Consider the following 13,761-nt stretch of genomic DNA (forward strand, 5'->3'; position numbering starts at 1 on the left):
CTGCGATTGACTCGCATGAGCAGTTCTAGTGAGAGTCGTTCTCATTATCAAGCATCGTTTTCCACGGCGCGCTCAGCGCCGCAGCGGAAAAGCCTGCCAATAGGTCAGGCAGCGCCACAACCATTCGAGCGGGCCGAAACGGAAACGCCCCAGCCACGGTTTCGACCACAGCAGCATGAGCGCCCAGGTGGCGAGCATGACGAGATAGAGCTCGCTGCGCCCCAGCTCGCCATAAAGCCCGCCTGCCCAGCCGTGGAACACCAGCAGCATGACCAGCGACGTGCCGATGTAATTGGTGAACGCCGCACGTCCTGCCGCCGAAATCCGCTCCGCCAGCCAGCCCGATGTGCGCGTACCGACCACCGCGAGCACTGCGGCGAGGCCGAGAACGACGGGCAGGCGCGGGAGCATCGAAAAGCTCATGAAAGCGGCGAGCGTGCTCCAGTAGGAGAACCCGATCCCCTTGACCCACAGCGCGATCAGCAGGGTCACCGCGCTTCCGATCGCGATACCGGCCAGTCCCCAGCGCAATTGCCTGCCCGGGTTCATGCCGACGCTGAACAGGCCGAAGCGGTAAAGCGCCATGCCGATCAGCATCAGCGGTACGGATTCGAACGCGAAGAGGAACAGTCCGAACAGCGGGTCGCCGCCATGATCCGTGATGTTGTGGCGCACGTAGTCCGGGTAGGAGCCTTCGGCGATGACCTGCCGCTCGGCCAGTCCCTCTTCGAGCGTGGTTTGCTTGTCCGCGGCCAGTTGCTCGCGCAATTCGGCATAGGCGGGCTGTTCGCCGAGCCCCGTCTCGGCGATGAAATAGGGGGAAGCGGTGAAGCTGGCGACCATGGCGATCCCCGCAGCATATCCGAGCAAGCCGACGATCAACTGGGTCTTGGCTGCCCAGCGTATGCCGATCATCGTGACAAGGCCGAACACGGCATAATAGATCAGAATGTCGCCACGCCAGATCAGGTAGAAATGCACCAGCCCGAACAGCAGCAGCCAGAACAGGCGGCGGACCTGAAGCTCGCGTCCCTCGCCCTTGGCCCAGGCCTTCTCCATGAACAGATAGAGCCCCGCGCCGAACAGCAGCGTGAACAGGCCGCGCATCTTGCCGTCGATCAGGACGAATTGCGCCACCCACATCCAGTCTTCCGCGTCGCTGTGCGGGACGAGGAAGCCGTCGGGGTACATATAGGCGGAAAACGGCTGACCGAAGGCAACGATATTCGCCGCCAGGATACCCATGACGGCGATGCCGCGGATGAAATCGAGACTGACGATGCGGTTGCCCGCGAGCGCGCTCGGCAGCGGATCGTCCCCTGCAGTATCGGCGATCGCCGCCCGATCGTTCGCTTGGCTCACCTGATGCCCCCTTCGCCTGCGGGCCTTAGCCCCGACAAGCGGAAGAGCAACCCATGTGCTTGCGCGCTAGCGGGTAACGAGGCAGCCCTGTCCGCTACGCTTGAGCGAAGCACAGGCCGCCGCCGCCTGATCGCGCGTGGCATAGCCGCCTGCCAGCAGCTTGGTCAGGCGCCCTGATTTCTCGAGCAGGCGGGTGCGCCCGGCAATTTCGCTGCGACCGGCCAGCTGGCTCCATAGCCGTTCGGCATTGCCCGGCACGCCAAACGCGCCAAGCTGGACCTTCCACGGACCAGTGGCTGCTGCCACGCGTGTGACTGCGGCGGGGGCCGGCGCGGGAGATGAGGGAACCGGGCTGGACGCCACGACCACCGCTTCGCGCGAAAGAGCTTCCTCGTCCTGCCGCGCGACGACTGTCGGGCGCGAGGCGGGAAGCGTGTAATCCGCCCCCGCGGTTGCCGGTGCAGATGCCGCGGTACTGCCCGCGACACGCGGGGTCCCGGCGGGACGCGTCGTCGGCGCGGGAGCGGGAGCGGTGACCACCGGCCCGGTCGGCGCATCGGTGCCCAGTGCGAGGTCGACCGCGGCCAGTTCGCGCGCGCGCGCCGCTTCGGCCTCTGCCTTGAGCGATGCGGCGAGCGGCTGTGCGGCCTGTCGATCCTCGAGCGAGATATATTCGTCCATCTGCGCCAGCGCGCCGCGTGCCTGCGGCAAGCCCGCCGAATTGGCCAGCGTCAGCAGCGCATAGGCGCGGCGCCAGTCCTTCGCGACGAGATCGCCGTTGAAATGCGCGATGCCGAGAAGATATTGCGCGCGAGGATCGCCGCGTGAGGCAGCGGCCGAAACATAGGGCAGCGCTTCCTCGCGCGCGCCGCGCTGGAACAGCAGCAGCCCGTAATTGTCCGCCGCCTTCACATGTCCCTGCGCCGCGGCCAAAGCATAGAGCGCCTCGGCCTGCTGCGGATCGGCGTCGAGCCCGCGGCCTAGCCGATAGGCCTGCGCCATGTTGAACTGCGCATCGGGGTCGCCCTGCGCAGCGGGCCCGGCCCATTCGCGCACTGCGGTGGCGAAATCGCCCCGCGTCCAGGCATCGACACCGGTTTTGACGTCGGCCAGCGCCGGAACCGAAACCATCGTTGCCGCGGCCATTGCGCCGGCCAGCCATGCTGCTTTCGCCACTCGTAGCATCGTACCCTTCCCATGCAACGACGCGCGGGAACGCGCCGGTTCAGCGGCATCCTATAGTAAATCACTCGTTAGCAAAGTGTTGCGAGGCGTTTTGCTGCGTTCGGCCCTGACCAAAGTCGCATCCGGTTAACCCAAAATTAGGGGTAGTCTGCGATTTCCATGACAAGAGCGCTGCAAAGCAAAGCAGCACGAGTGAATTGAATACTGGCGCAAACCAGGGGGACCAAGTCTTGCGTGTACTGGCATTGGCATCGCAGAAGGGCGGATCGGGCAAGACCACGCTCTCGGGACATATGGCCGTTCAGGCCCAGCGCGCCGGCGCCGGTCCCGTCGTCCTGATCGATATCGATCCGCAGGGGTCGCTCGCCGATTGGTGGAACGAGCGCGAGGATGAATATCCCGCATTCGCCCAGACCACCGTCGCCCGCCTGGCAACCGATCTGGCCATTCTGCGCCAGCAAGGTTTCAAGCTGGCGGTGATCGACACCCCGCCGGCCATCACCATGGCCATCCAATCGGTTATCTCGGTCGCCGAACTGATCGTCGTCCCGACCCGTCCCAGCCCGCACGATCTGCGCGCCGTGGGCGCCACGGTCGATCTGTGCGAACGCGCCGGCAAGCCGCTGGTATTCGTGGTCAATGCCGCGACGCCCAAGGCCAAGATCACCTCGGAAGCCGCCGTCGCGCTGTCGCAGCACGGCACGGTCGCGCCGATTACCCTGCACCACCGCACCGATTTCGCCGCCTCGATGATCGATGGCCGCACGGTGATGGAGGTCGACCCCGAAAGCCGTTCGGCCGCCGAGGTCACTGCGCTGTGGAAATATATCGCCGACCGTCTGGAAAAGAACTTCCGCCGCACGGTCTTCGCCGCGCCCAATTCGCAATCCGCGATGCCCGGCGTCCATCGTCCTGCCGGTGGCTTTGGCCGCCGCGTAGCCCAGTAACAGGAAGGGCGGAGACTCCCGGATGTCTGACGCCAATTTCGCCTCTCTTTCCTCGACCCTGCTGGCACGCAAGGGCGGCGCGAAGCCTGCCATGCGCCCCCAATCGGGGATCCTCGGCCCGGTCGACGGCAAGGAAGCCGCCGCCAGCCTCGAGGATCTCGGCTGGAACGACATGGGCGAGAGCGAGCAGGCCCCGGCCGATCCTGCCGAGGAAAAGGTGGTCGCGATTACCTCGCGGGCCGCGAATGAAGCGGGCGCACCCAATCAGGTGCGGGAATCGCTGACCAAGATCCAGGCGCAGCTCGAACGCCCCGCCCAGCCCCGCCCGATGGTCCGCAAGGCCGCCGCCGCGCAGGGCAAGCGCGCAGCCTTCACGCTGCGACTCGACCAGGAACGCCATCTTATGCTGCGTCTCGCCTGCACCGTCCGCGGTCGCAGCGCACAGCAGCTGGTGACCGACGCGCTTGACGCGTTGCTCGCCGAAATGCCCGAAATCGCAAGCCTCGCTGCCCAGGTCCAGCGCGGCGAATAAGCACTTTAACGACGTGGGATCGCCTTCAAGGGGGTAATTATGAGCATCGAGACGAAAGCCAGGAACAAGCGGTTCGTCCAGCTCGCCGTCACCACGGCGCTGGCGACGACCGCGCTTACGGCGTGCACCGGCAAGGCTGCACCCAGCCATTCCTATTCGGCTGCGCATGCCGAACAGGCACTGAGCAAGGGCCGCACCTCCAAGGCCGTCCAGCACGCCGAAGCGGCGGTGCTCGCCAGTCCGCGCGACGCCTATTCGCGCACGCTGCTGGGCAATGCCTATCTCGAAGACGGGCGCTTCGCATCGGCCGCGACGACTTTCGCCGAGGCCGTCGAGCTGGGCGACACCGCCCCGCGCACCATTATCAGCTATACGCTGGCGCAGATCGCCATTGGTGATCAGGTCGGCGCGCTGGCCACGCTCGATCAGTTCGAAACCGCGCTCGACCCGGCCGATTTCGGCCTGGCCATCGCGCTCGCCGGTCGTCCCGACCACGGCGTTCATGTGCTGAGCAATGCGCTGCGCGCGGGCCAGAACACACCGAAGGTTCGCCAGAACCTCGCCTATGCCTATGCGCTGCAGGGCAATTGGCGCTCCGCGCGCATCATGGCGGCGGAAGACGTGCCCGCGGGCGAAGTGGGCGATCGGATGGCCCAGTGGGCCGCTGTCGTCCGCCCTGAAGCCTTTACCACCCGCGTTGCCAATCTGCTCGGCGTAGAGCCGCAGGCCGATCCGGGGCAGCCGCAGATGCTCGCCCTTGCCAATCATCCCAGCGTCAACATGCTGGCCGCGCAGGAAGTGGGCGAGCTGGAGGCCGTGGCCGAGCCGCAGGGCGATTTCGCCTTTGCCGAGGAACTTCCCGCAGTGGGCGCCGCGCCGTCCATCGACGATCGTGCCGACGCAGCGCTCGCCGACGGCGGCCTTGCGCCGAGCATCGGCGGTGTTCGCTATGTCTCGCGCGAAGTGGTCCAGCAAACGCCGGTCCAGTCGCGCAAACCCGTTGCCCCGCGCGTCGCGGGTGCCGCAGCGCCCGCCAGCACTACCCGCAGCGGCGACTACAACGTCCAGCTCGGCTCGTTCTTCTCGATGTCGGACGCCAATGAAGCCTGGAAGCAGTTCCAGAAGCGCTATCCCGAACTCGGCGATGCCGAGCGCGTGATCACCAAGGCGCGCGTCAATGGCAAGATCTACTACCGCGTCGCGGCTGCCGGTTTCGCCAAGGCATCGGCCGATTCGATGTGCCGCACGGTCAAGGGCAAGGGCGGCGGCTGCATCGCCTATGCCTCGAGCCGGCCGCTGCCCGGCGCAATCGACGTCGTTGCCGGTGACATGCGGGTCGCCGCACGCTAGTCGGCCCACCAAACCAGACCACCGAGCGACCCCGTCCGGAGCAATCCGGGCGGGGTTTTTCGTGGCGCCTAGTGGTGGATCCGGACGCCGCCCTTGAACAGTGTCTTCACGCGCCCCTGCGTCGGCTGGCCGTCGAACGGCGTATTGCCGGCGGTGGCTTCCATCCGGGCGCTCTGGATTACCCAGGGCTGGTCGGGATCGACGATTGCGATATCGGCTTCGAGCCCCACTGCGATCGCACCGGCATCGACCCCGAGGATATGCGCGGGCGCCGTCGCCACCAGCGCGAAGGCCCGCGTCATATCGATGACCTCGTCGCGCACCAGCGACAGCGTCATCGCCAGCAGCGTCTCGGCCCCTGCCATGCCCGGCTCGGCATCGGCAAACGGCAGCCGCTTGTCTTCCGGGCCGCGCGGATCGTGACCGCTGGCAATGACGTCGATCGTCCCGTCGACGATTGCCTCGCGCACCGCATGGCGGTCGTCCTCGCTGCGAAGCGGCGGCGAAAGCCGGGCGAAGGTCCGGAAATCGACCGTCGCCAGATCGGAGAGCATGAAATGCGCCGGGGTAACGCCGCAGGTGACGGGTAGTCCGCGCGCTTTCGCCTGGCGGACGATATCCAGCCCTGCCCGCGTGGTGACCTGGCGGAAATGGATCCGCGCGCGCGCCATCTCGGCCAGCGCAATATCGCGGGTGAGCGCGATGGCCTCGGCTTCGGCAAGTGCGCTTGGCAGGCCGCGCCGCGTGGCGATTTCGCCCGCCGTAGCGACCGCGCTGCCGACCAGCGCGGCATCCTCGGCATGGGCGACCACTACAAGGTCGAGCATGGCGGCATATTGCAGCAGTCGCAGCATCGCCCCCGAATCCGCGATCCACTGGCGTCCGGTGGCCACGCCGCGCGCACCGGCAGCGCGCATCAGGCCCAGTTCGGCAATCTCGCGCCCCTCGAGCCCGCGGGTCGCGGCGGCGAGCGGGTGGACCCAGAAATCGGGCTTGCCGCTCTTGGCAATGTAGGAGACCCGGCTGGGCAGATCCAAGGGTGGGGACTGGTCGGGCATCAGCGCCGCGCGGGTGATCCCGCCGAAATGAAAAGCCGGCTTGTCGATCGCGAACACGCCGAGATCGACCAGACCGGGGGCAACCAGACGGCCGCTGGCATCGACGATCTCATCGCCATCCTGCGCTTCGCTGCCGATCGCCTCGATGCGGCCGTCGACCAGCCGCAGCGCGCCTTCGCGCACGCCGTCGGGTGTCACCAGCCGGCCGCCGGTGATCGTCAGCGGAGTTTGCTGCTTCATGCCGCGTCTCCCCAGCCGGTCACGCCGCGGGCGCGGCGGGTGAGCACGTCGAGCGCGGCCATGCGGATCGCGACGCCCATCTCGACCTGCCGGGTGATGATCGACCGGTCGATCATATCCGCCACCTCGCTGTCGATCTCGACCCCGCGGTTCATCGGACCCGGATGCATCACCAGCGCGTCCTTCGAGGCTTTCTCAAGCCGCTTTGCAGTCAGTCCGTAGAGGTGATGATATTCGCGCGCCGAGGGGATGAACTGGCCGCTCATCCGTTCGGTCTGGAGGCGCAGCATCATTGCGACATCCGCGCCGTCGAGCGCGGCGTCGAAATCGTGAAACACTTCCGCCCCCATCGCCTCGATCCCTACCGGCATCAGCGCCGGCGGCGCACAAAGCCGCACAGTGGCACCGAGCGCCTGCAGGCAGAGCAGGTTGGAACGGGCAACGCGGCTGTGCAGGATATCGCCGCAGATGACGATCCTGAGCCCGGTGAAATCGTCCGCCGTCTCGCCGCGGTCGCGCAGAGCATGACGCAGCGCGAGCGCATCGAGCAAGGCCTGCGTCGGGTGTTCGTGCTGTCCGTCGCCCGCATTGAGCACCGGGCAGTCGACCTTGTCGGCAATCAGCTGCGTCGCCCCGCTCGACCCGTGGCGGATGACGATCGCATCGGCGCGCATGGCATTGAGCGTGATCGCGGTATCGATCAGCGTCTCGCCCTTCTTCACGCTCGATTGCGCAGCATGCATATTGACCACATCGGCGCCGAGCCGCTTGCCCGCGATTTCGAAGCTCAGCAGCGTACGGGTCGAGTTTTCGAAGAAGGCGTTGATGACCGTCAGGCCCGACAGCACGTTCTCGTGCTTGGTCGGCTGCCGGTTGAGCGCGACCCATTGTTCCGCCTCGTCGAGCAGGAAGAGGATTTCGTGCCGTTCGAGCTGGCCGATCCCAATCAGGTCGCGGTGCGGGAAAGCGAGCGCGCCCGCCGGATAGCGGGCCGCATGGGGCGAAGTTTCCGTCGATGTCATTGAGACCACGCCCTTAGTCGAGGGGTATCATGTGCTCAAGCGCTTTCCGGTGGCAAAGCGCCACGCCCTCCCCTAACTCTTCCGCAACAGGAGATTTTACGCATGCAGTTCGCCGGAAAAGTGTGGCGCCTTTTGGTCGGTATCAAGGACGGGCTCGTCCTTTTGTTCATGCTATTGTTCTTCTCCGCCCTGTTCGCGGTGCTGACCGCGCGCCCCAGCCCCGCTGCGGTGCGCGACGGGGCGCTGCTGCTCGATCTCAACGGCGTGGTGGTCGAGGAACGGACCCGCATAGATCCGCTCGAGGCGCTGCTGTCGGGCCAGACCCCGATGGGCGAATACCAGGCCCGCGACCTCGTCCATGCGCTCGACGAGGCGGCGGGGGACGAACGGATTTCGGCAGTAGTGCTCGATCTCGACCGCTTCATGGGCGGCGGGCAGGTCCATCTGCAGGAAATCGGCGAAGCGCTCGACCGGGTGCGCGCGGCGGAAAAGCCCGTGCTCGCCTACGCCACCGCCTATGGTGACGATGGCATGCTGCTCGCAGCGCATGCGAGCGAGGTGTGGGTCAACCCGCTGGGCGGCGCGATCGTCGCCGGGCCCGGGGGCGAACGGCTCTATTACGCAGGCCTGCTCGACCGGCTGAAGGTCAATGCGCGGGTCTATAAGGTCGGCGACTACAAGAGCGCGGTCGAACCCTACAGCCGTGCCGACATGTCCGATCCCGCGCGCGAAAACGCCCGCGCGCTCTACGAGACATTGTGGGAAGAATATCGCGCCAACCTCAAGAAGGCACGTCCGGCGGCGGATATCGAACGCATCACGACGCAGCCGGTCGCGTGGATCGACGCCGCCAATGGCGACCTCGCCACAGCCGCATTGCAGGCCGGGCTGGTCGACGAGATCGGCACCCGCGCCGACTTCGAGCAGCGCGTCGTGGAGCTGGTCGGCGAAGACGAATGGGGCGACGGCGCGAATTCCTATCCGCACACCAGGCTCGCGGTGTGGCTCGAGGACAATCCGCTGCCGACCCCCGGCCGCCCGATCGGTGTGATCACGGTGGCGGGCGAGATCGTCGATGGCGAGGCCGGACCCGGCGTGGCCGGCGGCGACCGGATCGCCGAACTCCTCGACGAAGCGCTCGAGGACGAGCTTGCCGGGCTGGTCGTCAGGGTCGATTCCCCCGGCGGATCGGTGCTCGCCAGCGAATTGATCCGCGACGCGGTCCTGCGCCACAAGGCGCAGGACATCCCGATCGCGGTCTCGATGGCCAATGTCGCGGCGAGCGGCGGCTATTGGGTCTCCACCCCCGCCGACCGCATCTTTGCCGAGCCCGAGACGATCACCGGTTCGATCGGCATCTTCGCGGTCATCCCGACCTTCGAGGAAACCGCAGCCGCCGCCGGGGTCACCAGCGACGGCGTGCGCACCACGCCGCTGTCGGGCCAGCCCGATCTGATCGGCGGCTTCACGCCCGAAACCGATGCGATCCTGCAGGCCTTTATCGAAAACGGATATGAGGACTTCCTCGACCGGGTCGGCGAAGCGCGCGGCATGACGCGCGACCAGGCCGACGCAATCGGCCAGGGCCGCGTCTGGGATGGCGGAACCGCGCGCCAGTTGCGGCTGGTCGATGAATATGGCGGCATGGAAGAGGCGCTGGCGTGGACCGCCGCGCAGGCCGACCTCGGCAGCGACTGGCATGTCGTCTACCTTGGCACCAACCCCTCGACCTATGACACGCTGCTGCGCCAATGGCTGATCGGCGACGGCGAGGAAGCCGGATCGGGCGGCGATGTCTTTGCCCGCATGGCGAGCGGGCAGGCGAGCGTGGTGACGCAGATTGCCGCCGATGCCGACCGCCTGCTGGGTGCCAAGGGCGCGCAGGCCTATTGCCTCGCCTGCCCTGCGTCGCAGGCCGGACAGTCGCAGGCCAAGGCGCCCGACGGCTGGCTCGCCCGGATCGTTGCGCTGCTGTTCGGCTAGGATGCTTGCCATGCGCCGATTCGCACAGTAAAGGCGCGCCCCTGCCCTGCCGCGGCCCCGCCCGCGCGAAGCATCGGGCGGGCGCGTAGCTCAGTGGTAGAGCACACCCTTCACACGGGTGGGGTCGCAAGTTCAATCCTTGCCGCGCCCACCATCTTTTCAGTGACTTGGAAGTGACGGCGCGCGTTTCCATGAAAAGAACATGAGAAACGTGGGTGGTCATCGGCGAACGTCGGCGGTTATCTCCCCGCACAACCCGTCAGCTGCTCTTGGTGGAAACTGCCGGTCAGCTAAGTGCCCCCCATGCCGGACGTTCACGGCTACTTTTCGATGCCCGTTTAGCTATCGCGCGCGACGAATTCGAAAAGCAGGCGCAGAGCCGCAAACTACCGGCGGTCCGCGGGCTGCTCGGCTAAAAGTGCCCTTCAGCAGTCAAGATCAGAACGCGGCTCTCCAACCAGCCACACGCCTGTTGCCGCCACCAGTTCCATCGAACAGATCGGCGCGCCATCTTTGTAGAGATCGGCTTGGCCGGCTTTGACCATGGCCTTGGCCTTATCCAGAGCGCCGGCAATCGAAAGACATTCGAAATCGATTTCTTCAATCACTGAATCGTGATCGTCGCGAGCGCGCAGCTTGTAACTGTGCATCACTTGCTTTCCGCCCCGTCTTCACTGGAACTCTTTTTGTCGCCTTGGCCGCCCCGGCCGGAGCCGGACTTGTTGCCGCCGCCGCTTTCCTTGTTGACGCTCGCCCAGGCGCGGCGTTCGGCCTCTTCCTGCGAGACGCCGCGGTCCTCGTAGCTCTCTTCGATGTGCTCGGCCTTGCGCTTCTGCTTGTCGGTGTATTTGTCCTTGTCTCCCTTCGCCATCACGTTTCTCCTCGTGTCGTGTCGAGAACCCGTCCGCGCTAAGAAAATATATGAGCAACCCCGTTTGGGGCAAGGGCCCCACGAAGAGATTGTCTCACCTTTGCAACGGGTTATCGTAGGGGCGCTGCCCGGCTGCCGAGATGAGAGAGCATGCCAGCCGACGATTGCAGCATTCGGGTCGGTTGTCCTATCAGCTTGCAACGAGCGCGAAGACCCCATCCCGGGACCCGGGCAGAAAGCGGAATAGCCAACCATGGAACTCAACCCTGTCACATCCCTCGAATGGCTCGATTGGGATATCATCAGCCGGCTTGGCGTGGCTGCGATTCTCGGTCTGGTGCTGGGGCTTGATCGCGAATGGCGCGGCCATGCCGCTGGCATGCGAACGCATGGCCTGATCTGTGTCTCGGCTGCGGCCATGGTCGTGTCGATCATGGCCCTGTACCATCAGCTCGACGGTCCGCGGATGGACCCTTTGCGACTGTTCGAGGCAGCCGGCGCGTTCATCGGGATAATCGGAGCCGGTCTGATCGTCTTCAGCAAGGGCCAGCTCCACAATCTGACGACGGCGGCCCATCTGTGGCTAGCGACCATGGTGGGCATCGCCTGCGGTGCTGCGCAATGGCCCCTGGTGGCAATTCTGACCGTAGTCAGCCTGATCATGATCACGGTCTTGCGGGTTGCCGAAGACAAGTTCGGCAAGGAGGATCGCAACATCGCGCGCTCGATCGGAAGGTCGCCAGACGAATAGGCGTCCGCGTCATATCCGCGTATTCGTCGGAGCAGCCCAAACTGGTCAGCAGCGCTGTGTCGTCCCCTTGCTCGGGCAAGCCGGGAGGTCACATCATCGGTTTTCCGCCGGTAACGGCGATTGTGGCTCCCGAGATATAGCTCGCTTCATCGCTCGCCAGCATGACGTATGGCGGCGCGAGTTCGGCGGGCTGCGCGGGGCGGCCAAGCGGATAATCCTTCCCGAATTCGGCGACGTCCTCTTCGGGCATCGTAGAGGGGATAAGCGGTGTCCAAACCGGACCGGGCGCGACGCAGTTCACCCGGATTTTCCGGTCTGCCAGCAGTTGCGCGAGGCCTGCCGTGTAATTCTGGATCGCCCCCTTCGTGGTCGCATAGGGCAGCAGGGTAGGATTGGGCTGGTCGGAATTGATCGATGCCGAATTGATGATCGAACTGCCCTCACCCATGTGGGGCAAGGCGGCTTTGGCGAGATAGAACATCGCGTGGATGTTGGTGGCGAAGGTCCGCTCCCACTCCTCGTCGGGAATGTCCTCCAATGTCTCGAAAGTCATCTGGTGGGCAGCGTTGTTCACCAGCACATCGATACCGCCGAAGGTGCGGACAGCCTGGTCGATTATCGCCCGGCAATGCGCCGCATCGCTGATATCGCCGCGCATCAGGACGCATTTTCGCCCCGCTTTTTCGACCCATTCCTTCGTTTCCTGCGCGTCGTGATCCTCGCACAAATAGGCTATCAGCACATCCGCGCCTTCGCGCGCGAAGGCGATTGCGACCGCGCGACCGATCCCGCTGTCACCGCCGGTGATGACGACCCTCTTCCCTTCGAGACGGCCGGAGCCCTCGTAGCTGTCTTCGCCGTGATCGGGCTTGGGGTGCATTGCCTCGGTCGCGCCCGGAACACGCTGTTGCTGCTCAGGCAGGGGCGGCTCGATCCGGTTGGTGGTTCCTTGTCCCATGATGGTCTCCCAAGAGATTACGGAATGTGAGCGTTCCGGGCCGTCAGGCCTTCGTCCCGGGGTAGGTGTCGCCTGCGAGAAGTCTGGCGAGATGCGCGGCATTGATCGCGCACATCTGCGCAGTCTCGGTCACCGCATCGGGGGTTTCGGCCAGCTCCTTGAAGTCGGTGCTGCCCATCGCCTCGCCGACCCAATAGCAGGCCGCGCCCGCCGGGATCGTCCAGCCGGTGTCGTTGAGCGACTGGAACAGCTGTGCCGAGCTCCAGTGCGCGCCATCTTCATTGCCGACGATCGCGGCAATCGCCACCTTGCCGAAGCTCGGCATCCGGCCCTGGTCATCGGTTTCGCTGGTGAAGGCATCCATGCGTTCGAGCACGCGTTTGGCGACCGACCCGATCTGGCCCATCCAGATCGGCCCGCCGAAAACGAGGATGTCGTGGTTCAGGATCTTTTCGCGGATACCCGGCCAGTCGTCACCCTCACCCTCGTCCGACGTTACGCCCGGGGGGACATTGTAATCGGCGATACGGATGGTTTCGGCCAGTTCGACATCCTGCTCGGCAAGATGCTCTTTCAGCACGGCGATCATGGCGTCGGTCGAGCTTGCTTCGCCCGAAGATTTCTTGAGCGAGCAGTTCAGGGCGATGGCGGTGAGAGGCATAGGTGTTCTCCTCGGTTTCTTGCAGATTGGCGAAGGCGCGCGGGCCTAGCGATCGTCGGGTTCGGCCATGCGCCGGTGCATCTGTGCCAGCACCGTGTCGGGGATCACGCCGGCGAACATATCCTGGATCTTGTTCATGAAGCCGCTGACGGTGTGCGCGTCGCCTTCGAGAAGGGCCTTGTAGCCCGCCTCGGCGACCATGGCGGGATCGTCCTTGCTGTCCGATTTGCCGACATCGGTGTTCTCGAGCCCGGCGCGGTCGAAGAACTGGGTATCCGTCGGACCCGGCATCAGGCACGAGACGACGACGTCGGTATCCTTGAGCTCGTTGCGCAGCCCGAAGCAGAAGTAATCGATGTAGCTCTTGGTGCTGTTGTAGACGAGCTGGAACGCGCCGGGGATGTGCCCCGCGATCGAACCGGTCACGAGGATGCGGCCGGCGTTTTTCGCCCGCATCTTCTGCCCGACATGGTGCAGCAGCCAGGTCGTGCCGGTGACATTGGTGTGGATCACATGGGCGATGTCCTTCCACTCCTGATCGAGGAACGCTTCGCCCAGCCCGTGGCCGGCATTGGCCAGCAGGACATCGGGCGTACGGTCGCCGAGCGCCGTCACGAGGGCCTGGAGGCCCTCGCGAGTGGCGAGATCGGCTTCGACCGTCTCGACACCTGCGGCACCGCACTGCCGCGCGGCGGCTTCGGCCGCGCCAAGATCGCGGTCGGCGGCGAGGATCAGGTCGCAGCCATCGCGGGCGGCCAGCTTCGTGAGCTCAAGTCCAATGCCGCTCGAAGCACCGGTGATCACGCACAGCCCGGACAGCTTGTCGATTTTCCCGGCCATG

At 65.5% G+C, this 13,761-nt stretch carries 13 protein-coding genes, 1 tRNA gene and 1 pseudogene; 6 read left to right on the forward strand and 9 right to left on the reverse strand.

Going from position 1 to position 13,761, the window contains the following annotated elements; all coding sequences use genetic code 11:
- Positions 1-72: 72 nt before the first annotated feature.
- On the reverse strand, positions 73-1,362 hold the full coding sequence (locus V6B15_RS10050; protein ID WP_334201030.1) for a DUF418 domain-containing protein: 1,290 nt from the start codon (positions 1,360-1,362) through the stop codon (positions 73-75).
- Between the two features lie 66 nt (positions 1,363-1,428).
- On the reverse strand, positions 1,429-2,547 hold the full coding sequence (locus V6B15_RS10055) for an SPOR domain-containing protein (RefSeq protein ID WP_334201031.1): 1,119 nt from the start codon (positions 2,545-2,547) through the stop codon (positions 1,429-1,431).
- A 230-nt stretch (positions 2,548-2,777) separates the two neighbouring features.
- On the opposite strand from V6B15_RS10055, the gene V6B15_RS10060 reads away from it, so the two are divergent.
- Genes V6B15_RS10060 through V6B15_RS10070 form a run of 3 tightly spaced genes read left to right on the forward strand, consistent with a single transcriptional unit; the run spans position 2,778 to position 5,376 of the window.
- Positions 2,778-3,494, forward strand: a complete 717-nt coding sequence (locus V6B15_RS10060; RefSeq protein ID WP_253518805.1) for a ParA family protein — start codon at positions 2,778-2,780, stop codon at positions 3,492-3,494.
- 22 nt (positions 3,495-3,516) lie between these two features.
- On the forward strand, positions 3,517-4,026 hold the full coding sequence (locus V6B15_RS10065; protein ID WP_253518808.1) for a hypothetical protein: 510 nt from the start codon (positions 3,517-3,519) through the stop codon (positions 4,024-4,026).
- A gap of 39 nt (positions 4,027-4,065) precedes the next feature.
- On the forward strand, positions 4,066-5,376 hold the full coding sequence (locus V6B15_RS10070) for an SPOR domain-containing protein (RefSeq protein WP_334201032.1): 1,311 nt from the start codon (positions 4,066-4,068) through the stop codon (positions 5,374-5,376).
- A 68-nt stretch (positions 5,377-5,444) separates the two neighbouring features.
- Here V6B15_RS10070 and V6B15_RS10075 read toward each other — a convergent pair whose 3' ends face one another.
- Together V6B15_RS10075 and V6B15_RS10080 are read right to left on the reverse strand one after the other, a co-directional pair.
- On the reverse strand, positions 5,445-6,674 hold the full coding sequence (locus V6B15_RS10075) for a dihydroorotase (protein WP_334201033.1): 1,230 nt from the start codon (positions 6,672-6,674) through the stop codon (positions 5,445-5,447).
- Positions 6,671-7,696, reverse strand: coding sequence for an aspartate carbamoyltransferase catalytic subunit (locus V6B15_RS10080; protein WP_334201034.1), 1,026 nt, complete (start codon positions 7,694-7,696; stop codon positions 6,671-6,673). Before V6B15_RS10080 ends, V6B15_RS10075 begins: the two co-directional genes overlap by 4 nt.
- A 102-nt stretch (positions 7,697-7,798) precedes the next feature.
- Here V6B15_RS10080 and sppA point away from each other — a divergent pair, with 102 nt between their 5' ends.
- The gene (gene sppA / locus V6B15_RS10085) at positions 7,799-9,679 is read left to right on the forward strand and encodes a signal peptide peptidase SppA (protein ID WP_334201035.1); all 1,881 of its coding nucleotides are present in this window, start codon (positions 7,799-7,801) and stop codon (positions 9,677-9,679) included.
- A 79-nt stretch (positions 9,680-9,758) separates the two neighbouring features.
- Positions 9,759-9,833 (forward strand) — tRNA-Val (locus tag V6B15_RS10090).
- A gap of 271 nt (positions 9,834-10,104) precedes the next feature.
- Here V6B15_RS10090 and V6B15_RS10095 read toward each other — a convergent pair.
- Positions 10,105-10,329, reverse strand: a complete 225-nt coding sequence (locus tag V6B15_RS10095; RefSeq protein ID WP_334201361.1) for a hypothetical protein — start codon at positions 10,327-10,329, stop codon at positions 10,105-10,107.
- A 14-nt stretch (positions 10,330-10,343) separates the two neighbouring features.
- Positions 10,344-10,550 (reverse strand): annotated as a pseudogene (locus V6B15_RS10100) (plasmid stabilization protein); the annotation flags it as partial.
- Positions 10,551-10,803: 253 nt separating this feature from the next.
- On the opposite strand from V6B15_RS10100, the gene V6B15_RS10105 reads away from it, so the two are divergent.
- Entirely contained in the window at positions 10,804-11,301 is a 498-nt protein-coding gene (locus V6B15_RS10105; RefSeq protein ID WP_050599070.1) for an MgtC/SapB family protein, read from the forward strand.
- A gap of 88 nt (positions 11,302-11,389) precedes the next feature.
- Here the strand turns inward: V6B15_RS10105 and V6B15_RS10110 are convergent, their stop codons facing one another.
- From V6B15_RS10110 to V6B15_RS10120, 3 genes are read right to left on the reverse strand one after another with little or no spacing between them, the layout of a single operon-like run.
- A complete protein-coding gene (locus V6B15_RS10110; protein ID WP_334201036.1) occupies positions 11,390-12,259 on the reverse strand; it encodes an SDR family oxidoreductase in 870 nt (289 codons plus the stop codon).
- Positions 12,260-12,302: 43 nt separating this feature from the next.
- A complete protein-coding gene (locus V6B15_RS10115; RefSeq protein WP_334201037.1) occupies positions 12,303-12,920 on the reverse strand; it encodes a flavodoxin family protein in 618 nt (205 codons plus the stop codon).
- A 45-nt stretch (positions 12,921-12,965) separates the two neighbouring features.
- Positions 12,966-13,760 (reverse strand): SDR family NAD(P)-dependent oxidoreductase, encoded by a 795-nt coding sequence (locus V6B15_RS10120; RefSeq protein ID WP_334201038.1) that lies wholly within the window; start codon positions 13,758-13,760, stop codon positions 12,966-12,968.
- Position 13,761: the final 1 nt, after the last annotated feature.

It is taken from the genome of Qipengyuania sp. Mu-71, from assembly GCF_036867055.1.
In the GTDB taxonomy this organism is placed as follows: domain Bacteria; phylum Pseudomonadota; class Alphaproteobacteria; order Sphingomonadales; family Sphingomonadaceae; genus Qipengyuania; species Qipengyuania profunda.